Source organism: Flavisericum labens (assembly GCF_045446075.1).
Classification (GTDB): Bacteria; Bacteroidota; Bacteroidia; order Flavobacteriales; family Flavobacteriaceae; genus Flavisericum; species Flavisericum labens.
Map to the genome: position 1 here is coordinate 141,560 of NZ_JBJJBQ010000005.1, position 23,087 is coordinate 164,646.

19 protein-coding genes are annotated in these 23,087 nt (G+C 36.3%); 13 read left to right on the forward strand and 6 right to left on the reverse strand.

Annotated features, from left to right (window positions below):
- Nucleotides 1-56 precede the first annotated feature (56 nt).
- Nucleotides 57-1,658, reverse strand: a complete 1,602-nt coding sequence (locus tag ACIEHO_RS10245; protein ID WP_406971324.1) for a DUF4270 domain-containing protein — start codon at nt 1,656-1,658, stop codon at nt 57-59.
- A 22-nt stretch (nt 1,659-1,680) separates the two neighbouring features.
- Nucleotides 1,681-2,490, reverse strand: coding sequence for a glycogen/starch synthase (locus tag ACIEHO_RS10250; protein WP_406971326.1), 810 nt, complete (start codon nt 2,488-2,490; stop codon nt 1,681-1,683).
- A 200-nt stretch (nt 2,491-2,690) separates the two neighbouring features.
- Here ACIEHO_RS10250 and panC point away from each other — a divergent pair, with 200 nt between their 5' ends.
- The 9 genes from panC to ACIEHO_RS10295 all read left to right on the forward strand — a co-directional run bounded on the left by panC (nt 2,691) and on the right by ACIEHO_RS10295 (nt 12,559).
- Complete coding sequence (gene panC / locus ACIEHO_RS10255) at nt 2,691-3,542, forward strand: pantoate--beta-alanine ligase (protein ID WP_406971328.1); 852 nt, start codon at nt 2,691-2,693, stop codon at nt 3,540-3,542.
- A 13-nt stretch (nt 3,543-3,555) separates the two neighbouring features.
- On the forward strand, nt 3,556-3,906 hold the full coding sequence (panD, locus tag ACIEHO_RS10260) for an aspartate 1-decarboxylase (RefSeq protein WP_072400238.1): 351 nt from the start codon (nt 3,556-3,558) through the stop codon (nt 3,904-3,906).
- 4 nt (nt 3,907-3,910) lie between these two features.
- The gene (locus ACIEHO_RS10265; protein ID WP_406971331.1) at nt 3,911-4,864 is read left to right on the forward strand and encodes a lysylphosphatidylglycerol synthase transmembrane domain-containing protein; all 954 of its coding nucleotides are present in this window, start codon (nt 3,911-3,913) and stop codon (nt 4,862-4,864) included.
- A gap of 78 nt (nt 4,865-4,942) precedes the next feature.
- Nucleotides 4,943-6,094 (forward strand): alpha/beta hydrolase, encoded by a 1,152-nt coding sequence (locus ACIEHO_RS10270; RefSeq protein WP_406971333.1) that lies wholly within the window; start codon nt 4,943-4,945, stop codon nt 6,092-6,094.
- A 30-nt stretch (nt 6,095-6,124) separates the two neighbouring features.
- Nucleotides 6,125-7,483 carry a DNA repair protein RadA gene (gene radA, locus ACIEHO_RS10275; protein WP_406971335.1) on the forward strand — a complete coding sequence of 453 codons (1,359 nt, stop codon included), beginning with the start codon at nt 6,125-6,127 and terminating at the stop codon, nt 7,481-7,483.
- A gap of 83 nt (nt 7,484-7,566) precedes the next feature.
- Nucleotides 7,567-9,339: a MutS-related protein gene (locus ACIEHO_RS10280; protein WP_406971337.1), complete on the forward strand. Its 1,773-nt coding sequence runs from the start codon at nt 7,567-7,569 to the stop codon at nt 9,337-9,339.
- Nucleotides 9,340-9,393: 54 nt separating this feature from the next.
- Complete coding sequence (gene lhgO / locus ACIEHO_RS10285; protein WP_406971339.1) at nt 9,394-10,617, forward strand: L-2-hydroxyglutarate oxidase; 1,224 nt, start codon at nt 9,394-9,396, stop codon at nt 10,615-10,617.
- A gap of 14 nt (nt 10,618-10,631) precedes the next feature.
- Complete coding sequence (locus ACIEHO_RS10290; RefSeq protein ID WP_406971341.1) at nt 10,632-11,777, forward strand: methionine aminotransferase; 1,146 nt, start codon at nt 10,632-10,634, stop codon at nt 11,775-11,777.
- Between the two features lie 2 nt (nt 11,778-11,779).
- Entirely contained in the window at nt 11,780-12,559 is a 780-nt protein-coding gene (locus tag ACIEHO_RS10295; protein WP_406971343.1) for an amidohydrolase, read from the forward strand.
- Here the strand turns inward: ACIEHO_RS10295 and ACIEHO_RS10300 are convergent.
- Both ACIEHO_RS10300 and ACIEHO_RS10305 read right to left on the reverse strand, forming a co-directional pair.
- A complete protein-coding gene (locus ACIEHO_RS10300; protein ID WP_406971345.1) occupies nt 12,552-14,153 on the reverse strand; it encodes an Ig-like domain-containing protein in 1,602 nt (533 codons plus the stop codon). The two genes, ACIEHO_RS10295 and ACIEHO_RS10300, sit on opposite strands and share 8 nt — an antisense overlap.
- A gap of 58 nt (nt 14,154-14,211) precedes the next feature.
- Nucleotides 14,212-14,889, reverse strand: coding sequence for a ComF family protein (locus ACIEHO_RS10305; protein WP_406971347.1), 678 nt, complete (start codon nt 14,887-14,889; stop codon nt 14,212-14,214).
- A 101-nt stretch (nt 14,890-14,990) separates the two neighbouring features.
- Here ACIEHO_RS10305 and ACIEHO_RS10310 point away from each other — a divergent pair, with 101 nt between their 5' ends.
- Nucleotides 14,991-16,535 carry a glycine--tRNA ligase gene (locus tag ACIEHO_RS10310; protein ID WP_406971349.1) on the forward strand — a complete coding sequence of 515 codons (1,545 nt, stop codon included), beginning with the start codon at nt 14,991-14,993 and terminating at the stop codon, nt 16,533-16,535.
- 79 nt (nt 16,536-16,614) lie between these two features.
- Here the strand turns inward: ACIEHO_RS10310 and ACIEHO_RS10315 are convergent, their stop codons facing one another.
- The gene (locus ACIEHO_RS10315) at nt 16,615-17,085 is read right to left on the reverse strand and encodes an Lrp/AsnC family transcriptional regulator (RefSeq protein ID WP_406971351.1); all 471 of its coding nucleotides are present in this window, start codon (nt 17,083-17,085) and stop codon (nt 16,615-16,617) included.
- Nucleotides 17,086-17,238: 153 nt separating this feature from the next.
- Nucleotides 17,239-18,603, reverse strand: a complete 1,365-nt coding sequence (locus ACIEHO_RS10320; RefSeq protein ID WP_406971591.1) for a saccharopine dehydrogenase family protein — start codon at nt 18,601-18,603, stop codon at nt 17,239-17,241.
- 107 nt (nt 18,604-18,710) lie between these two features.
- On the opposite strand from ACIEHO_RS10320, the gene ACIEHO_RS10325 reads away from it, so the two are divergent.
- The 3 genes from ACIEHO_RS10325 to ACIEHO_RS10335 all read left to right on the forward strand — a co-directional run bounded on the left by ACIEHO_RS10325 (nt 18,711) and on the right by ACIEHO_RS10335 (nt 23,078).
- Entirely contained in the window at nt 18,711-19,103 is a 393-nt protein-coding gene (locus ACIEHO_RS10325; RefSeq protein WP_406971353.1) for a DUF423 domain-containing protein, read from the forward strand.
- A 47-nt stretch (nt 19,104-19,150) separates the two neighbouring features.
- The gene (pckA, locus tag ACIEHO_RS10330; protein ID WP_406971355.1) at nt 19,151-20,767 is read left to right on the forward strand and encodes a phosphoenolpyruvate carboxykinase (ATP); all 1,617 of its coding nucleotides are present in this window, start codon (nt 19,151-19,153) and stop codon (nt 20,765-20,767) included.
- Nucleotides 20,768-20,912: 145 nt separating this feature from the next.
- Complete coding sequence (locus tag ACIEHO_RS10335; protein WP_406971357.1) at nt 20,913-23,078, forward strand: prolyl oligopeptidase family serine peptidase; 2,166 nt, start codon at nt 20,913-20,915, stop codon at nt 23,076-23,078.
- The last annotated feature ends 9 nt before the right edge of the window (nt 23,079-23,087 follow it).

The window sequence follows — 23,087 nt, forward strand, 5'->3', positions numbered from 1 at the left end:
TTTAAACATTAAAATGGGATTTTACACCAAGAACTATGGTAGCATAGTGTAAACTACTATTTAGGTTCTGTATAAAATACCTTGAACTTTAACCTTTTGGTTACGTTAACAGATTCGTGACTTCCATGGAGTACGGTTCCGCGTGGACTTATTATCGCGGCTGACGGGATACCAGTTACCTCATCATCAGGATTTAAAATTTCTGAATTAGAGGTGTAGTTAACGTTGTTTGAAAGCACTAAACCTATTTTGGTATTGGTTGAATCACGCAATAAAATATTTTTTAAATGCTCAGTGAGACGAATTTTATATTTTCCAGAAATAGTATCTCTTAGGCTCAAGCTAATAAACTTTGAACTAAAGGGCGATTGGGTATTTGTCGATTGATCAAAATCGTAATCGATTAGGGGGATGTTGTTTTCAATATCGTAAGCATAGATACGATCGTATTTGTGATATTCGCTGCCGTAATCACCGTTTATGGCTTTACTCATATCTTCATAAACTTCTAAATATGCTTCGTTAATAAGTTTAATAGGGACTTCTCCATCCGTAAATTTATTTTTAAAATCATCTAAGCTGTTGTTAGGGAATAAGTCTACAACTGCCATAGAGCCTTCTTGGCCTTTTAAGTATAGGTTTGCATCTCCCTCGGTTGGGTTGCCGTTTTGCAAAGGATTGGTAAAATCGTTTATAAAGGTGTTTAATGTATTCCCAGAAAAGTTTAAGGTGTAAGTTGATTGTAAACGAGAATCTGCTTCGCCATAGGAATAATAAATGGTAACATTGGAGTTTACGTTAGTTAAATTCAAAAGTGCCATTTGGCCATCGTTTTCGATGGCTTCGGCCTTAAGGTACAACCCTCTGAAGTAATTTTTAAAGTTACTTTGATTACTTAAAACCGCATCACCTTCTTTATCAATTATTATGTTTTTCCAATAGTTTTTCGCGTCATCAGATTTTAAGATTGCTCTATAGGATGGAGCGCTAAAAGTTGCAGTAGTGTCGGTCTCGGTTCTTTGAACAAGAACGGTGGCAGCTGATGATGGTAGAATAGTATCTGATAGAATCAACTCGCCCATGTGGTTATCAAAATTTATGGTTGTAGTTTTTGTTAGTGCCGAGTTTAATCCGCTAATGGCATTCGAATAATAGTTCTGAGTAGATGCTGCACCACCACTAGGGTCAAAATCTCTTAAAAAGTAGTTATTTTGGTAAATGGACAGTTTGATTTCAGCATTCCTGTTCCCGAAAACAGAATCTAGCTTATAAAGAGAGTTACCATTTTCATCAGATCCAATAACGGAACTATAATACGGTATATTTATAACAATAGAGTCTATAACAGGGTTTTCGCCAAAACTTGGACTAAAACTTGATGGCACTAATTGTGTAATTATACTTGCCGTAGTATTTCCAAAAGATGGGTCGTAGAAAAAGCCTAATAAATTTGAGGCCAAATTATCAATTTGCAATCCTTCAAGCTTTTTGCTATATGCCGCCACGGGCAGTATGGTGTCTTTGGGGTTAAAATTAGCATTTTCGTCCCCTAAAACATCACTGTCTATATTGGCAAAATCTTTATCGCATGCAATAAATAATGTGACGATGAGTAGGATAAAAAATGAGAAATTGAGGAATTTTATAGGTCTTTTCATAGGTGCTTAAAGAATAAAATGGTTAGCTTAAAACGGCTTCGTTAAAAAAGCTTGTGTAAGCTTCACCAAATTCATCCTTCGTTTTATATTCTAAAATTGGTTTTTCTGAGGCTTTGATATACGCTCCCAGAGTTTCTGGGATATTTTCAGAACCAACAATTAAGGCATCAGAGTAATCAATGGCAATTTTCATTAAATTATTATATGATGGTTCCTTCAAAGGTTTAATGGCGTCTTCATCAATATTGTCGAATTTAATTTTGTTTGCCATGTCTTTATTTAACGTATCATCAAAGCTTTGATTGTAGATAGAGGTAACAATTTTACTTTCGTTAAACAAAGGCTCATCTTTGTAATATTCTTTAAGATATAGCGGTAATAATGAAGCCAACCAACCATGAACATGTATAATATCTGGTGCCCAATTTAATTTCTTTACTGTTTCGATAACACCTTTGGCAAAGAAAATAGCTCTCTCGTCGTTGTCTGGAAATAAATTTCCGTCTTCATCGGTTAATGTGGCTTTGCGCTTAAAATATTCGTCGTTATCGATAAAATAAACTTGTATACGTTCTTTAGGGATAGATGCTACTTTTATAATAAGTGGCATATCTAAATCATTTACCACTAAATTGATGCCTGATAGCCTAATAACTTCGTGCAGTTGATGCCTACGTTCGTTAATGTTGCCGTACCTAGGCATGAAGATTCGTATTTGTCCCCCCTGTTGATTCACCATGCGTGGCGCTTCAAATGACATTGATGAAATTTCGGTTTCTGGTAAATAGGGCACTACTTCAGATGATACATACAATATCCTCTTATCTTTCATATGATTCGTTTTGTGTACTTTTTAATTTTAGACCAATAACAGTTGCTATCGAATTTTTTAAATGAAATTATTGAGCTAATTTCTAATGAATAGAACGTCTAGCTTTTAAATTTCGCAATAAAAAACACGCAAAAGTACAAAAATTTATGCAGATTGCCTGTAAAATCTTAAGTTTGCACGCGTTAATTTTTTATTAAAAAGTGGAAATTTACAAAGAGAAACAACAAATTAAACAGGCTGTTAATCAATTAAAAGCCCAAAAGCAATCTATTGGTTTGGTCCCTACCATGGGTGCATTGCACGAAGGTCATTTGCAACTGGTGAAAAAAGCCTTAGAGGAAAACGACACCGCTATTGTGAGCATTTTTGTAAACCCTACACAATTCAATAATCCAAGCGATTTAGAAAAGTATCCCAGAACATTAGAGAACGATGTGCGATTATTAGATAATGTAAGTGCTAACCGAATCTTGGTATATGCGCCTACGGTAGAAGATGTGTACGGGAAAAATCCCGTTTCAGAGCAATTTGATTTTGACGGATTGGAATACGAAATGGAAGGCAGGTTCCGCCAAGGGCATTTTGATGGTGTGGGAACCGTTGTAAAGCGTTTTTTTGAAATTGTAAAACCACATAATGCCTACTTTGGAGAAAAGGATTTCCAACAATTACAAATTATAAAGAAACTGGTTGAAAAGTACCATATTCCTGTAAATGTTGTGGGCTGTAAAATACAACGAGATCCTGATGGTTTGGCTATGAGCTCGCGTAACACAAGGCTAAAACCAGAGTATAGAAAAGTGGCGCCTTTTATCTACAAAACATTAAAGGCAGCCAAAAAATATTTTGGCACAGAAAGTGCTAATAAAGTAACGGAATGGGTTGAAAAAGAGTTTGCTAAAAACGGTTTGTTAGAGTTGGAATATTTCATCATTTCCGAAACGGAAACCTTAAAACCCGTAAAACGAAAATCAAACAAAAAAAACTATAGGGCTTTTGTTGCCGTATATGCTGACGATATTCGACTTATTGATAATATCGCATTAAATTAATTATCTTTGCAGCATGCAAATTCAAGTAGTAAAATCTAAGATTCACAGAGTTAAGTGCACGGGCGCAGAACTAAATTATATTGGAAGTATAACCATTGATGAGGATTTAATGGATGCCGCCAACATTATACAAGGCGAAAAGGTTCAAATCGTTAATAACGATAACGGCGAACGCCTGGAAACTTATTGTATTCCCGGTCCTAGAAATAGTGGTGAAATTACGCTTAATGGTGCTGCCGCCAGAAAAGTTTCGGTGGGAGATACCTTAATTTTAATCACTTATGCTTTTATGGATATTGAGAAAGCAAAAGTGTTTAAACCATCTTTGGTGTTTCCTGATGAAGCCACCAATTTACTTAAATAAACTTTTGAAATACAACATAAAAAGAATATTAAAAATTTCACTCCCACTTTTACTGGGAGTTTTTTTGGTTTGGTATTCGCTGTCGAGGGTATCGTTAGTAGAACTGCTCGAATACGCTAAAAATGCCAATCATACTTATATTCTTGCTGGCATGTTTTTAGGTTTGTTAAGTCACTTGTCGAGAGCTTATCGATGGCGGTTTCAGTTGGAGCCCATGGGCTATAAAATAAAGTTTGGTAATAGTGTCATGGCGGTTTTTGCAACCTATTTAATTAACTACACTATCCCAAGGGCGGGAGAGGTAGCTCGAGCATCCATCGTTACCAATTACGAGGGTGTTCCTTTTGAAAAAGGTTTTGGTACCATCGTGGCCGAACGTATTGCAGATATGCTTGTTATGCTTGGCATAATTACAATTACGCTTTTCCTTCAATTCGACTTTATTTATGGTTTTTTTGCCCAAAGGTTTAATCCTGTAAAAATTGCAGCGGTATTGGTTGTTATTTCCGTGCTTACATTTTTATTTTTCAGGATATTGAAGAAAAGCAACTCAAAAATAGCATTAAGAATCAAGGCTTTTGTTAATGGTTTAATAGAAGGCGCACTGAGCATTTTTAAAATGAAAAATAAGTGGGCATATATTTTACATACTTTATTTATCTGGGGCATGTATGTACTGATGTTTTATGTTACGTCTTTGGCGCTGGATGAATTACATGGTGTATCGCTAGGAGCTATTTTAATTGGTTTTATATCGGCTAGTTTCAGTATAGCAGCTACTAATGGCGGTATTGGATCATATCCATTAGCTATTTATGCAGCGTTTTCTATTTTTTCAATTCCAGAGGAACCTAGTATTGCTTTCGGTTGGATTATGTGGGCATCGCAAACCTTAATGATTATAATCTTTGGCGGGTTGTCACTTATCTACTTGCCTATTTTTAACAGAAAAAAGTAGATTCTAGTTAAAAACTTACTTTTAATCTCTACCTATATTTATTACCTTGCCTGAATTAAACTCAAATCATTTCAAAAAATGAAGAAATCTGTCATTTTCTTTTTGTTCTTGTTAATAACTTCAGCTCAAATTGAAGCTCAAGTAAAATATGAGACGTTTCAATCTTCTAAATTAGGAGAGGAACGTCAGATAAAAATTCAATTGCCACGAGGTTACAGTTCAAACGATGATAAAACATATCCTTTGTTTATTGTGCTTGACGGCGATTATATGTTTGAAGCCGTTGCAGGAAATGTAGATTATTTTTCTTATTGGGAAGATATGCCTGAAGCCATTGTGGTAGGGGTTAACCAATATGGAAAACGGTTTGACGACACGCTTTATTCCGAACAAAATTCGTTGCCTATAGAAACGGGTGCTGCGTTTTTTGAGTTTGTTGGTATGGAACTAGTACCTTATTTAGAAAATAGCTTTAGGATTGGTAACTTCAAAGTGGCCGTTGGGCATGGTGAAAGTGCGAACTTCATCAATTACTACCTGTTAAAACCAAAACCATTATTTCAAGCTTATGTAGTGATAAGTCCAGAATTAGCACCTAATATGTTAAGTTATATTCCTGAGGTTTTAGGTAAAATACCATCCAAAACCTTTTATTATCTGGCCAATACAAAAAATAATTCGGAGTCTATTTTGCAAATGACGAACGCTTTAAATTCTGACATATTGGCTTTAGAGAACGAAAACCTAGTCTACGATTTTGATAGTTTTGAAGGTGCATCACATTATTCGGTTCCAACCCACGCTATACCAAGTGCCATAGAAGGCATTTTTAAAGTTTTTCGACCTATTTCAAAGGAAGAGTATAAAGAGGTCATCCTTGAATTGGAAATATCTCCGGTACTTTATCTTCAAGAAAAATATCAAGCCATTTCAGATTTATTTGGTATCGACAAAAAGATATTGATTAATGATTTTAGGGCTGTAGCTGCGGCTATTGAAAAGAATGAATGGTTTGAGTATTACGAAGAACTTGGCAAAATGGCCAGAAAAGCATATCCTGAAACCATATTGGGCGGTTATTATTTAGGACGTTTTTATGAGGAAACCGGGGAACCAAAAAAGGCTATGCGGACTTACCAATCAGCCTATGCATTTGAGGAAATAGCCGGAATCACAAGAGATGAGGTTCTTGAGCGAGCCGACTCAATTAAAGAAGATTTTGGGTACTAAAACATATTTCCAATTCAACTCAACAATATAATGGCAAAAGTAAAAACTACTTTTTTTTGTCAAAACTGTGGCACACAATTTTCCAAATGGCAAGGGCAATGCAATGCGTGCAAAGAATGGAATACCATTGTAGAAGAACTGGTGCAAAAACCTGAAAAATCAGATTGGAAATCTCCCACATCTGTGGTAAAAAGAAAAGCAGTTCCGTTAAGAATAAACGAAATAGATACATCCAAAGAACCCCGTTTAAATACATTTGATAATGAATTGAACCGTGTTTTAGGTGGTGGTATCGTTCCAGGGTCGCTAACACTTTTGGGGGGTGAACCAGGAATAGGGAAGAGTACGCTATTACTGCAAATTTCTTTAAAACTACCATACAAAACGCTTTATGTCTCTGGCGAAGAAAGCCAAAAGCAAATAAAAATGCGTGCTGAGCGCATTAATCCGGAAAATTGCAATTGCTATATTTTAACTGAAACAAAAACCCAAAACATTTTCAAGCAAATTGAAGATTTAGAGCCAGAAATCGTCATTATAGATTCCATACAAACCTTGCATAGCGATTATATTGAATCGTCTTCTGGAAGTATATCTCAAATTAAAGAATGTACTACAGAGCTAATCAAGTTTGCTAAGGAAACTGCCACTCCCGTGCTTTTAATTGGTCATATAACCAAAGATGGAAACATTGCAGGGCCTAAAATATTGGAGCACATGGTCGATACGGTTTTGCAATTTGAAGGCGATCGTAATCATGTTTTTAGAATTCTAAGAGCTCACAAAAACCGATTTGGTTCCACTAACGAGTTGGGTATTTATGAAATGCAAGGTTCTGGTTTACGTGAGGTCTCCAATCCTTCAGAAATATTAATATCAAAGAAAGACGAAGAACTGTCAGGTAATGCTATTGCTGCCACATTAGAAGGTATGCGCCCACTCATGATTGAGGTACAGGCTTTGGTAAGTACTGCCGTTTACGGCACACCTCAACGCAGTGCAACAGGCTTTAATGCCAAGCGTTTAAACATGCTTTTGGCGGTTTTGGAAAAGCGTGCAGGTTTTCGATTAGGAGCCAAGGATGTTTTTTTAAATATTACAGGAGGAATCACTGTTGACGACCCTGCCATTGATTTGGCCGTCGTAGCTTCAATTTTATCCTCAAATGAAGATGTTGCCATTCAAAAAGATTTTTGTTTTGCTGCCGAGGTCGGGCTTTCTGGTGAAATTCGACCTGTTCAACGGGTAGAACAACGTATTTTAGAGGCCGAAAAACTCGGTTTTTCCACAATTTTTGTCTCTAAATACAATAAAATTTCACTTAAAAATACAACAATAAAAATACAATTGATTTCTAAAATAGAAGATTTGGTTGACTTCATAGTTTGATTTTCCTGTGATTTTAAGTGTTATATATTTGAAGAATATACTTGAATTAAAAGGTTGGTCTCGTTCGGGACTCAAAATGTATAATGAAAAACCTATTAGAATATTATAAAAATTATTTAGATAAATACCAGTCGGAAGTTAAGAAACTCTATAAGCAAATGACGCTGCTTAGTATGCTGCGATTATTTGTTTTTGTGGCTTCGGGTTTTGGTATTTACCTGTTTTTTGACGTATGGAAACTTGCTTTAATAATTGGAATTTTGGGAGTTTTAAGCTTCATTTATTTGCTTTCAAAATATACCGACCTTAAAAAGAAAAGGGCACTAAACAGAGCCCTGGTTGATATCAACAAAAGTGAAATCAAAATAGCTTCTGGCGATTTTCACGATAGGGACAAAGGTGTTCAATTTCAGGATTCAAATCATTTTTACAGCCTGGATATTGATTTGTTTGGTCGCGGATCGTTTTATCAATTTATTAACCGAACCACTACTGCAGAAGGTGCCCAAAAATTGGCAAATATTTTAAAGGCTAACAATACGAACAGCATAGTTTCAAGACAGGAAGCCATAAAAGAATTGGGGACTAAACTTGAGTGGCGACAACACTACTCGGCAACTTCAAGCTTGGTACATGTTGAAACTCCAGTAATACAAATAATTAATTGGTTTCAAAACCATAAATCTTTTTTGCCAAAAGCGATGTCATGGCTGCCCTTAGTGTTTAGCATAGTTTCCGTAGTTACTTTTGGTCTGATTTTATTTGGAGTTATTTCCAATCCATCCTTTTTGGGCTATTGGTTGCTTCTTGGCTTAGGTGTTATAGGACTATTTCTTAAAAAAATAAATGTATTGGCTTTAAACACCGATAAAGCTCGAGACACCTTTCGCCAATATGCCTCTCTGTTGGATTTAATTGAAAATGCTTCATTTTCTTCGGAATTATTAAAAGAAAAGCAACAGCAAATTCAGCTGAAAAATGAAAAAGCATCTGCTATTTTCAAACAGTTTTCAAAATCGTTGGATGCACTGGATAATAGAAACAACCTCATTGGAGCTATTTTTGGTAACGGTTGGTTTTTAACCGATTTGCGTAACGCTCATCACATCGAAAAATGGATTGGCCAATACGGCAAAAAGGTATCAGATTGGTTTGAAGTCGTTGCGTTTTTTGATGCTTATAACTCGTTGGGCAATTTTGCTTTTAACCATCCAGATTTTGTGTTTCCTAAGATCGTAAATAGTGAAACCACCATAAAAGCCAAAGCTTTGGGGCATCCGTTATTAAACAGAGAAAAGCGTGTTGACAGTGATTTGACGATTGAAAACGAACAATTTTTTATTGTAACTGGTGCTAATATGGCTGGTAAAAGCACCTTTTTACGAACAGTTTCTTTACATATTGTCATGGCAAACATTGGGCTTCCGGTTTGTGCTAAATCGAGTCTTTATGCGCCAGTGAAACTTATAACTAGCATGCGAACCACGGACTCATTAACCGACGACAGTTCGTATTTCTTTTCAGAACTTACTCGACTTAAATATATAGTTGATGCCATTAAGATAGAACCGTATTTTATTGTTTTAGATGAGATTTTAAAAGGCACCAACAGCACCGATAAAGCTATTGGTTCCCGTAAGTTTGTTGAAAAGTTGGTAGCATCTTATGCTACAGGAATTATTGCTACCCACGATTTAAGTTTATGTGAAATTGAAGATGAGTTGGAAGACGTAAAAAACTACTATTTTGATGCTGAAATTATTAACGATGAACTTCATTTCGATTACAAATTAAAACAAGGTGTTTGCAAAAACATGAACGCTTCATTTTTATTGAAAAAGATGGATATCGTATGAAGCTGTTTCTTCTTAAAATTATTGGTAATTTAAAGGTGAAAAAATTCATCTATATTGGAGTCAGAAAAAATATATGATATTACCATAGTTGGAGGTGGCATAGTTGGCGCTGCAACAGCTTATAAAATTCAATTGAAATACCCTCAATTGAAACTGTTGCTTATTGAAAAGGAAGAGCAATTGGCCAATCACCAAACGGGTAATAACTCGGGAGTGATTCATTCGGGTCTGTATTACAAACCTGGTTCGGCGAAAGCTAAAAATTGTGTTGATGGTAGAAAGCAATTGGTGGGATTCGCCAAAAAATATGGTATTAAGCATGACGTATGCGGAAAAGTAGTGGCCGCAGTCGATGAAAGCGAGTTGCCATTTATGGATGAAATTTTTCAAAATGGATTAGCCAACCAAACTGAAGGCATCGAAAAAATTAATGCAAATCAGTTAAAAGATATTGAGCCCTATGTAGAAAGTATTGGTGGTATTTGGGTCCCTTGCACAGGGATTATCGATTTTAGAGCAACTACCGAAAAACTGGCAGAACTGGTTTTGGCCAGGCAACCTAAAAGTAAAGTGGTTTTAGGTGAACGGGTTGAAAACTGTATTCATCAAGTAGAAAAAAGTAGAGTAATTACTTCAAAGAATGAGTATAACACTGAACATGTTATTTTTTGTGGAGGCTTGCAAGCAGACCGATTGGCTAAGAAAGATAACGTAAAACTCAACGAAAAAGTAGTGGGTTTTAGGGGCGATTATTATAATTTAACAGAGCAGGCAAAAGGAAAAGTGAAAAACCTCATTTACCCTATTCCAAATCCTGCCTTTCCATTTTTGGGCGTTCATTTTACGCGGATGGTAAATGGAGATATTGAGTGCGGTCCCAATGCTGTACTGACATTCAAAAGGGAAGGTTATGGCAAGACTGATTTTAACTTGGCAGATACAGTTGATGCCTTGTCGTATTCTGGAACCTGGAATTTGTTGTTTAATCATACCAAATTCGCCATTAACGAATACAGAAGGGCCTTTTCCAAAAAGCTGTTCTTAAAAACCTTGCAGCGCTTAATTCCGTCCTTGTTAATCGAAGATATTGAGCCTGGACGAGCCGGCGTTCGTGCCATGTTGCTAAAGGAAGATGGCGCTATGCAAGACGATTTTAGAATAGAATTCAACGGTAAAAGCATCCATGTATTAAATGCCCCATCGCCAGCCGCTACAGCTTGTTTAGCCATTGGAGACCGTATTTGTGAAATGGCCACCCAATATTTCAATTTGGATTGAATATCTTTATCATTATGCAACATTCATCAAAACTCCCCCATGTGGGCACCACCATATTTTCTGTAATGAGCGCTTTGGCGGCAAAGCACGGTGCGATTAATTTATCGCAAGGCTTTCCCGATTTTAAGAGCGATCAAAAATTGATTGATTTAGTGAATAAAGCCATGAATTCGGGCTGCAACCATTATGCGCCAATGCGAGGCCATTTAGGTTTGCGAAAGGCCATTGCTGAAAAAACAGAATTAGTTTATGGTGAAAGTTACCACCCTGAAACCGAAATTGTAGTTACTGCTGGAGCTACTCAAGCTATTTTTACGATTATTTCAACCTTTATCAAGCCCAAAGATGAAGTGATTGTATTTAAGCCAGCATACGATAGCTACGAACCAAATGTGGAATTAAATGGAGGTATTCCGGTGCCTGTCCAACTGGAAGCTTCAAATGGTTTTAAGGTGGATTGGAGCGCTGTAAAGGAAAAAATTAATAGCCGAACCAAAATGATTATCATTAATTCACCTCATAATCCAACGGGTTCTATTTTTTCTAAGGATGATATGGTGCAACTGCAAAAGCTTACCGAAAACACCAATATCATTGTATTGAGTGATGAGGTTTATGAACACATGCTTTACGATGGCGAAAAACACCAGAGCGCATGTATGTTTCCAGGTTTAAAGGTGCGAAGTTTTGTGGTGTCGTCTTTTTGTAAAACCTTCCATAATACAGGCTGGCGCGTGGGTTATTGTTGTGCTCCAAAAGATTTGATGGACGAGTTTTTAAAGGTGCACCAATTTGCCGTATTTTGCATCCACCACCCAACGCAGCAGGGTATTGCAGATTACATGCAAGAACCGGAGCATTATTTGCGACTGTCCGGTTTTTATCAAGAGAAAAGAGATTTGTTTTTAGATTTATTAAAAGATTCAAAATTTGAATTCAACCCTTCAAAAGGCACCTATTTTCAAGTTTTGGATTATTCGAAAATTACTGAAGAATATGATGTTGATTATGCAAAACGCCTAACCATTGAATCTAACGTAGCTTCCATTCCGCTGTCGGTTTTTAACATTAACAATATTGATAACAAAGTCCTTAGGTTTTGTTTTGCAAAAAAGAATGAAACATTAAAAAAAGCAGCGGAAATTTTAAATAGAATTTAGTCATGCAAGAACAACTAAAAGTAGCCTTAATTCAGTCCGATTTGGTTTGGGAAAACCCAAAGCAGAACCGGGAAAATTTCACCAAAAAAATAAATAGTATTTCACAACCAATTGATGTGGTGGTATTGCCCGAAATGTTTACCAGTGGCTTTACTATGAATGCAGAAAAGGTTGCAGAAACGATGCAGTGCAGTACCGTAGCTTGGATGAAACAGATGGCGAAAAATTCAAATATGGCTATTGCCGGTAGTTTGGTGATTTCTGAAAATAATAAATTCTACAATCGATTTGTATTTGTCGCGCCTTCTGGAAAAATTTCGTTTTATAATAAGCGACATACCTTTACTTTAGCTGGCGAGGATAAAATCTATTCAGCTGGTTCGGAACAAGTCATTATCGACTATAAAGGATGGAAAATTTGTCCTCAGGTATGTTATGATTTGCGTTTTCCCGTTTGGGCCAGAAACGTTGATGGCTATCATATTTTAATCTATGTCGCCAATTGGCCAAAGCCTAGAATTTCGGCTTGGGAAACCCTGTTGCAGGCCCGCGCCATAGAAAATATGAGTTACTGCATTGGCGTGAATAGAGTGGGAGTTGATGGTATTAATATTGAATACTCGGGCCAATCTAGTGCTTATGATGTTTTGGGAAATAAAATGACCGCATTTGAACCCAAAAAAGAACAAATGGAAATTGTTATTTTAGAAAAAAGACATGTTGAAGCCTATCGTAATAAGTTTAAATTTTTAGACGACCAAGATTCGTTTAAAATCATTTAAATTGAAGGGTTTCTTGAATACCCCAGTCTGCCCTAATTTCCACATCTTGAAAATAGCTTACTTTTTCAGGCTGAACGCTTTTTAAATAATTCCCGGTATCGAATTTTTGATTACCGTTGGTATCGTGAATCACTCTGATGGAGTAGGTTCCTGGTGAGATATTGAAGAAGTCAATCGGTCCTTCTTCAGTAGGATAAGTTTCATAAAGAACCTTTCCTTTAGTGTCAGTTAGTTGAACGATTAGAGGAAATTCGGCATTGACCATTGTAAATCTTACATAACCAAAATCTGAAGCATTTTTGGTTTTCATTGAAACATTTATGGTGTCATTTTTATTATCAAAAAATCCAGTAAAAGCCTCTGGAAGCATTTGCATTTTATAACTATTATCTTCGGTTTTTTCAAACTGAAAGGCGTAAGTATTAGTAATACTGTCATAACGGGTTAAGAAATCTACAAAAGTAGAATCTTTATCCATTATCGATATTTTAGATTTATCAAAATTAGTAAATGGTGTGGTTCCTGAAACTTTTAATTCTTCGTCAACCGCAATAGTGCCAGACGGAACGGCTTTTATGGTTAATGAGTCTCTTTTTTGTTCACTGATGCGTACCGTAAAATCTTTTTCAAAGGTGGGGTGTGTTACTTTAAAATTAAGCGAATCTACTTCCAAACGGGGTTTATACCAAAACATTAACGAATCTGTCTTTTCATCTTTCGTGATGCGGTATTCAAATTCAGGAGGTGTTTCCGATAAAATTTTAATGTTCATGTTTTCATAACTGCCCTCATAACCAAATGCAATTTTTTCACCTGTTAGCAATCTCGGTCTTGTCGCTCTAAAATCTAAATTTTCTTTGAATAATTTAAGAGTGTACGACGTGTCGGTTGGCACCTCAATAAACCCTTCATGAAATGCAATTTGGTCGACTTTTTGTTGAAATTTATTGTCGCCGTTGTTATCCTTTAGCGCAATGAGTTTGTAGGTTCCGGGTTTAATGTTTTCAATGGTAAAAGTGGTCAAACTATCCAGTGTGTTGGTAATATATTTTGGTTTTTCTTTATATATAATTGAATCTGAATAGGTGGAATCCACCTCATAAAGTGCCACATTAACAAAGGTTTCGGGTTGTTTTAAAAGGGCATCTACAATGTTTCCTTTTACTTGAAGTGAATCGATATAATCGCCAGTGGAAAAGACATAGCGGTAGTATGGGTAAGGGTTGCCTTCGTTATTGTCGGTAATGCTATTTCCAAAATTAAAGGCGTAGGTGGTGTTTGGTTGCAGCGTATCATAAATTTTAATGGTAATGTATTTACTGGCACCTCCCAATGGTGTTACGTTTGGTTGGGTGTTCATGGGTGGCGAAATAATCAGCTGCTTTTGCAGGTCTTTAATTTTGATGAACTCATTAAAATAGATTTCAATTTCATCGCCTTTAAAATTGGTGCTATAATTCTTCGGAATGGATTTTACAATCTTAGGAGGTGTAACATCTTTAGGGCCGCCTTCTGGTCTTCCGCGATTAGCACAATTGGCTAATATAACACCAATAAAAACGGTTAATACAAAGTTTAAAAGGGTTTTGTTCATCAACAATTTTAAATTTTTACAAACCTACGTAATTTTGAACATATAACGCATAAGCGAGTTAAGCTATTGCTATGGTAGCTATGCTGATTTTTAAATTCTGGTCTTTGTTTAAAACGGCAATGCAGGCTTCCATAGTTGCACCGGTGGTGATGAGGTCGTCAACCAAAAGAATGTGTTTGTTTTTTAAGCTGTTGGGCTTGTTTATGGCGAAAAGTTCGTTGCTGCTATCCCAGCGGGAAAAACGACTTTTTATGGTTTGCGATTTGGTGTTGGTGACTTTTATTAAAACATCGTCTTTATATTCAGCATTCAGAGCTGTAGCAATTTGTCTTCCGAACTTGGTCACTTGATTGTAACCGCGTTTTTTTAATTTTTTTTGGTGAAGTGGTACTGGGATAACTATGTCAATATCGTTGTAGGCTTCAATTGTTTTTAGTTCACCGCCTAGCCAATTGCCTAGAAAAAAACCGATGTTTTCTTGACCACGATACTTCAAGTTATGGACAAGCTTCTGCACCTTCCCTTGCTTTTCAAATCTAAAAAGTGCTGTGCCATTTTCAATTTTGGCCCGGCCGTAAAGTACTTTTTTTATAGCTTCACTATCGTCAAAATGAAAATTGGTAACAGGTAGGTCATGCCGGCAATCTATGCAAATGTCTTGTTCGTTATCATTCAGCAAATTGTTACATGCAAAACATACTTTTGGAAAAAATAGATTAACAACAGATTTTAGCATGGACTTTAAGCTCTTAAACCGTAAACTTAAATAAAAAATAAACACCTACTTATTTTTTAATAAAAAGCCATTAGTTTAAAGCGGTTTTTTATTTTTGCAGCATGGCAAATCAAGACGATCAATTTAAAAAGGTAATCTCTCACGCAAAGGAGTATGGTTACGTGTTCCAAAGTAGTGAGATTTACGATGGATTAAGTGCAGTTTATGACTATGCACAAAACGGTGCAGAATTAAAGAAAAACATCCGTGATTACTGGTGGCGTGCCATGGTGCAGATGAATGAAAACATAGTGGGTATTGATGCTGCTATTTTTATGCATCCCACCACTTGGAAGGCTTCTGGCCACGTTGATGCGTTTAATGATCCCTTGATAGACAATAAAGATTCTAAAAAACGCTATCGTGCAGATGTGTTGATTGAAGATTATTGTGCTAAAATTGAAGCCAAAATTGATAAAGAAGTAACGAAAGCTGCAAAACGCTTTGGTGACGCTTTTAATAAAGAAGAATTTATTACTACCAACCCACGTGTTTTACGAAATCAGGAAAAGATAAATACAACGCTTTCGCGGATGGCAAAATCGTTGGAGAATGAAGATTTGGCAGATGTAAAGGCACTTATTGAAGAACTTGAAATAGCCGATCCTTTAACAGGTAGCAAAAATTGGACGGATGTAAAACAATTCAATTTGATGTTTGGAACTAAGCTGGGCGCTTCGGCAGAAAGCGCCATGGATTTGTACTTGCGACCAGAAACGGCTCAAGGTATTTTTGTAAACTTTTTGAATGTGCAAAAAACCAGTCGTTTGAAAATTCCGTTTGGTATTGCACAAACAGGTAAAGCGTTTAGAAATGAAATTGTTGCGCGTCAGTTTATTTTCAGAATGCGTGAGTTCGAACAAATGGAAATGCAATTTTTCATTAAGCCTGGCACACAAAAAGAGTGGTACGAGCACTGGAAAGAAACGCGACTTAATTGGCACTTAAGTTTGGGTATGGGAGAGGATAATTACCGTTTCCATGACCATGAAAAATTAGCGCATTATGCCGATGCCGCCGCGGATATTGAGTTTAAATTCCCATTCGGATTTAAAGAATTGGAGGGTATCCATTCTAGAACTGATTTTGATCTAAGTCAGCATGAAAAATTCTCAGGCAAGAAACTACAATATTTCGACCACGAGGAAAATAAAAGTTATGTGCCTTATGTGTTAGAAACATCTATTGGTTTAGACCGTATGTTTTTAGCTGTGTTCTCGAATTCATTGCAAGAAGAAGAACTGGAAAACGGTACGACCAGAACCGTTTTAAAATTACCAAGTGTTTTGGCTCCAGTAAAAGCGGCTGTTTTACCATTGGTTAAAAAAGATGGTTTGCCAGAAGTAGCGCGAAAAATAGTGGAAGAGCTTAAATGGGATTTCAATATTATTTATGATGAAAAAGATGCTGTTGGGAGACGCTATAGAAGACAAGATGCCAACGGAACACCATTCTGTATTACAGTAGACCATGATACCTTGGAAGATAACAGTGTTACCATTCGCCATAGAGACACCATGGAACAAGAGCGTGTAAAAATTGATGATTTAAGAGATATCATCAAAAAAGAAGTGGACGTTCGAAATTGGTTAATGAAAATGAAGTAACGAGATATGTTATATCGAATTAGGTTCAACATTTCATAAAAACATAGAAGACCTGAGCAGTAATGCTCGGGTTTTTTATTTAAATATGTATTTGCCTATCAATTTGCTGGTTTAAAGAAATAAGCGATTCTGTTCTTTGGACTCCAGAAATAGTTTGAATATTTTTATGAAGCAAATACATTAAATGGGTATTGTTTAAACTGATGAGTTTTATAAAAAGACTATAATTGCCAGTAGTATAGTGGCATTCCAATACCTCAGGAATACGTTTTAAGGCTCGAACAACTTCGTCGGTATTGGCAGCTTTATCTAAATAAATGCCAACGAATGCTAATGTGGAATAGCCCAAAATTTCATGGTTAATAACAAATTTTGATCCAGAAATGAGTTTCGATTTTTCCAATTTCCGTAAACGTTGGTGAATAGCAGCGCCTGATATGCCCACATTTCGGGCAATTTCTAAAATAGGCGTACGGGCATCCTGCATTAAGGCACGGAGTATTTTTTTATCGATTCCGTCAATAGTAAACGTTTTTTGCTTTTTGGCCATAGTTATAGTTTCAGTCTAAAATATAAAAGTAGTTATTTGCTTTTAGATAAAAACTAAATTTAATGAAAGAGATTTTAATTGTCTGTTTAACAAAATCTGATTCCCATTTCGAAGATTCTCACGCTATCGCTAAGAATGACATAGCATTAAAATTTAAAGATGCAGTGGATTGTATCCCAAATAAGGCACTTCTTTTTCATTGAATCGAATGCTATGATTTTCTAATTCTTTTAAAATGGGTTGGTACACTTCTTTTGTAATGGGTATTTGTACGCCAGGAGTTTTAATTTTTCCATTTAAAATACCTAATGTGGCTATTGCAACCGGAAGTCCAACAGTTTTTGCCATGGCCGTATAAGTTTGGTCTTCGCCCAAAACAACCATATTGGCGTCTATTTGGTATTTTTTACCCTCTAGCTCGTAACCAAATTTGTGGTACATCACAGTCATATCTTTGTCGTTTTTGGAGAGCGTCCATTTTTCTTCCAGTATTTTTTGAAGAATTTGGGCCGGTGTTGCATTTTTTAGCTCAACACGTTTTTTTGGGTTGAAAATATTAAGTTCCATCAGTTTGTCCCAAACCATATCATCTTGGTCGATTTTTAATTGATGTCTCAATTTGAGTTCCACAGAATCAGATGGGCTGTAGGGCAAAAAAGCGTTTACAAAATCACGGTAGCTCATATTTTCGCTATCTTCTATAGTGTAGCTGTCATCGGTCATTCCAAGTACAACAAAAATATTCCAGGCTCGGCTAAAGCCCACGCGCCGCATAGTACCTCTGTATAAAGTCTTTACGTTTTCTAATCCGTAGGCGCTTTGATATTTTAAGGAATCACGATTGGCATAAGCCTCAAATCGACCAAAACCATCAATATCCAAAAACTCGGTACGCCTGAACAAGCGGTTATAAGGAATATATTTATAAGCTCCTTCTTGTAAAAACTTGGCCACGCCACCTTGACCAGCAGTAACTACGTTTCTTGGGTTCCATGTAAACTTGTAATTCCAAAGGTTGTTGTCGCTTTCGGGAGCAACTAAACCGCCAGTAAAAGATTCGAACAAGATTATTTTTCCGCCTTGGTCTCTAATCCGATCTAAAACATGCATGGCACTCATATGGTCAATACCAGGGTCAACACCAATTTCGTTCATTAAAATGAGCCTTTTTTTTATGGCTTCTTCGTTTAAATCTCGCATTTCTGGGCTAACATAAGATGCCGTTACCATGTTTTTATTCAGGCGTATGCAGTCTCTGGCAACAATAATGTGAAATCGAGCTGGCAACATAGAAATTACAATATCGGCCTGGTTTATGGCTTTTTCTCTTTGAGAATTGTTAAACACATCCAAAGCCATGGTTGTAGCATTATTATGGCTTCCGATTATTTTTTTGGCCATATCGGTGTTCAAATCGGCGATGGTAACAAAAAGTTCCTCCTCAACCGATTTGCCTAATAAATACTTCAGCAGATACGACGTAGATTTTCCAGAACCAATAACCAAAATATGACGCATTCTTAAAATCATTAAATTAATTTAATTCTAGTTTAATGCTAAAATAAGGATTAATTTTACGAAATTTGCAATTAATAAAAGTATTTATTGAGAATAACATATTTATAATGAATAAAAAAATTTTACTGACAGGCGCTATTTTGGGTGCTACAGGTGTTATTTTTGGAGCATTTGGAGCCCATGCATTAAAAGCTTTGGTTTCTGTTGAAGCGCAACAATCTTTTGAAACAGGAGTTCGGTACCAAATATATCATGCATTTTTTTTGTTATTTGTTGGAAGCGTGCCTTTTATAGATGAAAAGTTAAAAAACACATTGTTTTATTTAACACTTTTAGGTGTTGTGTTATTTTCTGGTTCAATTTATGGATTGGCGACCAATGATTTAACAAGTTTCGACTTTAAAACTATTGCCTTAGTTACTCCAATAGGCGGATTGTGCATTATTATTTCTTGGTGTCTTCTTATTATAAAATTTTTAAAAATGAATACTGAGCACTGAATCAATAAACATGTCACTTTTAAAATAAACTTCTTAAACAAAAATATATGCCAAAGAGTAATCCAACTTCAAAAACAATTTCTTTAGATAATTACGGTATTAAAAATGCCACAATAAGATATCAATTGTCTCCTGAAGATTTACATAAAATTACCGTTGAAAAAGGTCAGGGTGTAGAGACCTCATCTGGTACTTTGGCCATTAATACTGGAGAATTTACTGGGCGTTCGCCCCAAGATCGATTTATTGTGAAAGATGATATCACAAAAGATAGAATCTGGTGGGGCAATATCAATATTCCGTTCGATCCCGATGCCTTTGATGCTTTGTACGGTAAAGTAGTAAAGTACTTGTCAAATAAAGAAATTTTTGTAAGAGACTGCTATGCGTGCGCCGATGCAAATTATAAAACGAACATTAGGGTAGTTAATGAATACCCATGGAGCAACCTGTTTGCTTATAACATGTTTTTACGCCCTAATGAAGAGGATATTAAAAGGTTCAATCCAGAGTGGGTTGTTATAAATGCGCCTGGCTTTAAGGCCAATGCTGATGAAGATGGAACACGACAACACAACTTCGCTATTTTGAATTTTACCAAAAAAGTGGCGCTGATTGGTGGAACTGGATATACCGGAGAAATAAAGAAAGGCATCTTTTCTGCTTTGAATTTTATCCTTCCTGTAGACAAAAACACCTTGCCTATGCACTGTAGTGCCAATGTGGGTAACGCAGGAGATACGGCTATTTTCTTCGGACTTTCAGGAACAGGGAAAACAACTCTGTCAACCGACCCCAATAGGAGTTTAATTGGTGATGATGAACACGGTTGGACTTCAGAAAATACTGTTTTTAATTATGAAGGAGGATGTTATGCTAAAGTTATCAATCTTTCAAAAGAGAATGAGCCAGAAATATATAGAGCCATAAAAAAAGGGGCTATTCTTGAAAATGTGGTTTTAGATAAGAAAGGCAATGTGGATTTCGCAGATACTTCAATAACGCAAAACACGAGGGTGAGTTATCCCATTCATTACATTGAAAATATTAAGATTCCTTCTATTGGTAAAAACCCTAAAAACATATTTTTCCTCACTGCTGACGCTTTTGGAGTAATTCCACCTATTTCAAAATTGACCCCTAGCCAAGCAGCTTATCATTTTATTTCCGGTTATACAGCTAAAGTAGCAGGAACAGAAGCAGGTGTAGTTGAGCCTGTACCTTCTTTCTCGGCCTGCTTTGGTGCGCCGTTTATGCCCTTGCACCCTTCAAAGTATGCTGAAATGTTAAGCAAAAAAATGATTGAGGCAGGTGTAAATGTATGGTTGGTAAATACAGGTTGGACTGGAGGTCCATACGGCGTGGGGACAAGAATGAAACTAAAATATACCCGAGCTATGATAAATGCTGTGTTAAATGGCGATTTGGGCTTGTATAATTATGATGATTACCACATTCATTCCGTATTTGGAGTAGCCCAACCCAGAACCTGTCCTGGTGTGCCCACCAGTGTTTTAAGCCCTAGAGCCACTTGGAATGACGATGAGGCATATTACACTACGGCTTTTAAATTAACCAATGCATTCAGAAATAACTTTAAGAAATTTGAAGCCCATTGTAGCGAAGAAATTAGGCGAGGTGGTCCGCAACGCTATGCGTTCTAAGAACACCCTTTGTTGGCTTCAAAACAATTAACTAAATATTGTGATCTAGAGTCATGGTTTTTATGTAATTTGTAATGCCCTTCTTTGGTTTTTTAAGGGTACTTCCTTATTTGATAGCTATTAATTAATATTTAAAACTATCGTTATGAATAAAGTTTTTATAGTATTCCTTTTGGCAATACCTTGCCTTATTAAATCACAAAACGTAACTAAACCAGAATTGCTTCCTCAACATGTAGTTGTAGATACCTATCATGGAGTTGAACTTGAAGACCCTTACCGCTATGTGGAAAATTTAGATGACCCCAAGGTGCTTTCCTGGATGCGAGATAATGCCAATTATGCAAATTCGGTTTTAAATAGTATTTCGGGCAAGCAGAAGATATTTGATAAAATGAAGGAATTGGTAGAAAGGCGGGCCGCTTCGGTGTCCAATCTCCAAATTACGGATGATAACATGTATTATTATTTAAAGCGTGTACCAGGTGAAGAAATTTCTAAAATGTATAAACGAAACGGATTTGAAGGAACAGAAACGTTGTTTTTTGACCCAACAAAGTATCAAGCTGAAGCTGGTAAAACTTATACTATTGCGTCAATAACACCAAATATATTAGGAGATAAAATTGCTGTAAGTGTTGCGCCAAACGGATCTGAAAACCCGGAACTGCTGCTGTTTAAAAGTACAGGAGAGCAATATGATGAAGTTCTAGATTTGGCGAGGGCTATTTCATGGCGAGCAGATGGGGAATCTTTTTATTACAACAAATTAAATTCACCAAATGTTTCTGATATGAACCGGAAAATTTATACTTCGGTGTTTGTTCATAATGTAGGTCAAGAACAATCTGAAGATCAGGTTGTTTTTTCAAAAAGCAACTATGAAAATTTAGGTATCAAGGAAATGGAAATACCTTATGTTTTATATTCAAAAGATGCTGATGCGGATTTTTTGTACGCTAGTTCTGTTGATAAGGACATGAAGTTGTTTATGAACGCTGGTAAAGGCGAGCTAAAGAATTGGCAATTGGTTTTAGGAAGAGATGATGATGTTATCAAGAGTTCGGCTACGTCAACGCAGATATATTATTTAACATATAAAAATGCCCCAAACTATAAAATAGTCAGAGCGCCTATTGAAGTGCCTGCATTTTCGAATGCTAAAATTGTGGTAGAAGAATCGGCTTCAGAAATTATCACTGGTTTTAGTGTTACCAAAGATGGGTTGTACTATACCACGGTTAATAATGGTGTTGAAGCAAAAGTATATTACTTAGAGGAAGGAAAAAGTAAAGCAAAAGAACTTAACCTGCCTTTTGCTGCTGGTGAAGCATCTGTATCTAGTAAAGGAAGTGAGTTTGGAGAGGTTTGGGTTTCTATTTCTGGTTGGACTTCTCCCGGAAAAAGGTTTCTGTATGATCCAGAAGAAAATGCTTTTACCCATCAACAGATGTCATCATTTGTTGAATATCCAGAATTAAACAATTTAATAGCCAAGGAGGTTGAGGTGAAATCGCATGATGGTGTTATGGTTCCTGTGTCTATAATTTATAACAAGGATTTAAAACTAAATGGAGAAAATCCAGCAGTAATTTACAGTTATGGTTCTTACGGAAACTCAACATCACCTTTTTTTAGCCCAATTACTTTAGCTTATACATTGTATAATGGGATATTGGTTGTGCCCCACATAAGGGGTGGTGGTGAATTGGGTGATGCTTGGCATAAAGCTGGTCAAAAATTGAATAAGCCCAATACTTGGAAAGATGCCATTGCTACAGCAGAGTATTTGGTTAAAGAAGAATATTCAAACCCAAACAAAATATCAATTTTTGGAGGAAGTGCAGGGGGAATTTTAGTTGGGCGATCAATTACCGAGCGGCCCGATTTATTCGTAGCAGCAGCGCCTTTGGTTGGAGCCATGAATACAGTACGCATGGAGGAAACGCCAAATGGCCCAGTAAATATTCCTGAATTTGGCACAGTAAAAGATTATGACGAGTTTAAGGGTTTATTGGCTATGGATTCTTATCACAATTTAAAATTAGGAACAGATTATCCAGCCACTCTAATTACTGCTGGCATGAACGATCCTAGGGTAATTGCATGGCAGCCGGCAAAATTTGCAGCTAAAATGCAACATGATAATAATGGAGACTCCCCAATTTTATTTTTGACCAATTTTGAAGGTGGACATGGTGGACGTACAACATTAACACAAGCATTAAATGATTTTGCTAATGTTTTCTCATTTTTCTATTGGCAATCCGGTCACCCAGATTTTAAGTTAAAAAAATCAGTGAAGGATTAAAAAAACAAA

Excerpts from the sequence above, each read along its gene's own strand:
- ACIEHO_RS10245 (WP_406971324.1), bottom strand. The coding sequence starts at position 1,658 with ATGAAAAGACCTATAAAATTCCTCAATTTCTCATTTTTTATCCTACTC.
- ACIEHO_RS10250 (WP_406971326.1), bottom strand. The coding sequence starts at position 2,490 with ATGAAAGATAAGAGGATATTGTATGTATCATCTGAAGTAGTGCCCTAT.
- panD (WP_072400238.1), top strand. The coding sequence starts at position 3,556 with ATGCAAATTCAAGTAGTAAAATCTAAGATTCACAGAGTTAAGTGCACG.
- ACIEHO_RS10270 (WP_406971333.1), top strand. The coding sequence starts at position 4,943 with ATGAAGAAATCTGTCATTTTCTTTTTGTTCTTGTTAATAACTTCAGCT.
- radA (WP_406971335.1), top strand. The coding sequence starts at position 6,125 with ATGGCAAAAGTAAAAACTACTTTTTTTTGTCAAAACTGTGGCACACAA.
- ACIEHO_RS10280 (WP_406971337.1), top strand. The coding sequence starts at position 7,567 with ATGAAAAACCTATTAGAATATTATAAAAATTATTTAGATAAATACCAG.
- ACIEHO_RS10290 (WP_406971341.1), top strand. The coding sequence starts at position 10,632 with ATGCAACATTCATCAAAACTCCCCCATGTGGGCACCACCATATTTTCT.
- ACIEHO_RS10295 (WP_406971343.1), top strand. The coding sequence starts at position 11,780 with ATGCAAGAACAACTAAAAGTAGCCTTAATTCAGTCCGATTTGGTTTGG.
- ACIEHO_RS10300 (WP_406971345.1), bottom strand. The coding sequence starts at position 14,153 with ATGAACAAAACCCTTTTAAACTTTGTATTAACCGTTTTTATTGGTGTT.
- ACIEHO_RS10305 (WP_406971347.1), bottom strand. The coding sequence starts at position 14,889 with ATGCTAAAATCTGTTGTTAATCTATTTTTTCCAAAAGTATGTTTTGCA.
- ACIEHO_RS10310 (WP_406971349.1), top strand. The coding sequence starts at position 14,991 with ATGGCAAATCAAGACGATCAATTTAAAAAGGTAATCTCTCACGCAAAG.
- ACIEHO_RS10315 (WP_406971351.1), bottom strand. The coding sequence starts at position 17,085 with ATGGCCAAAAAGCAAAAAACGTTTACTATTGACGGAATCGATAAAAAA.
- ACIEHO_RS10320 (WP_406971591.1), bottom strand. The coding sequence starts at position 18,603 with ATGCGTCATATTTTGGTTATTGGTTCTGGAAAATCTACGTCGTATCTG.
- ACIEHO_RS10325 (WP_406971353.1), top strand. The coding sequence starts at position 18,711 with ATGAATAAAAAAATTTTACTGACAGGCGCTATTTTGGGTGCTACAGGT.
- pckA (WP_406971355.1), top strand. The coding sequence starts at position 19,151 with ATGCCAAAGAGTAATCCAACTTCAAAAACAATTTCTTTAGATAATTAC.
- ACIEHO_RS10335 (WP_406971357.1), top strand. The coding sequence starts at position 20,913 with ATGAATAAAGTTTTTATAGTATTCCTTTTGGCAATACCTTGCCTTATT.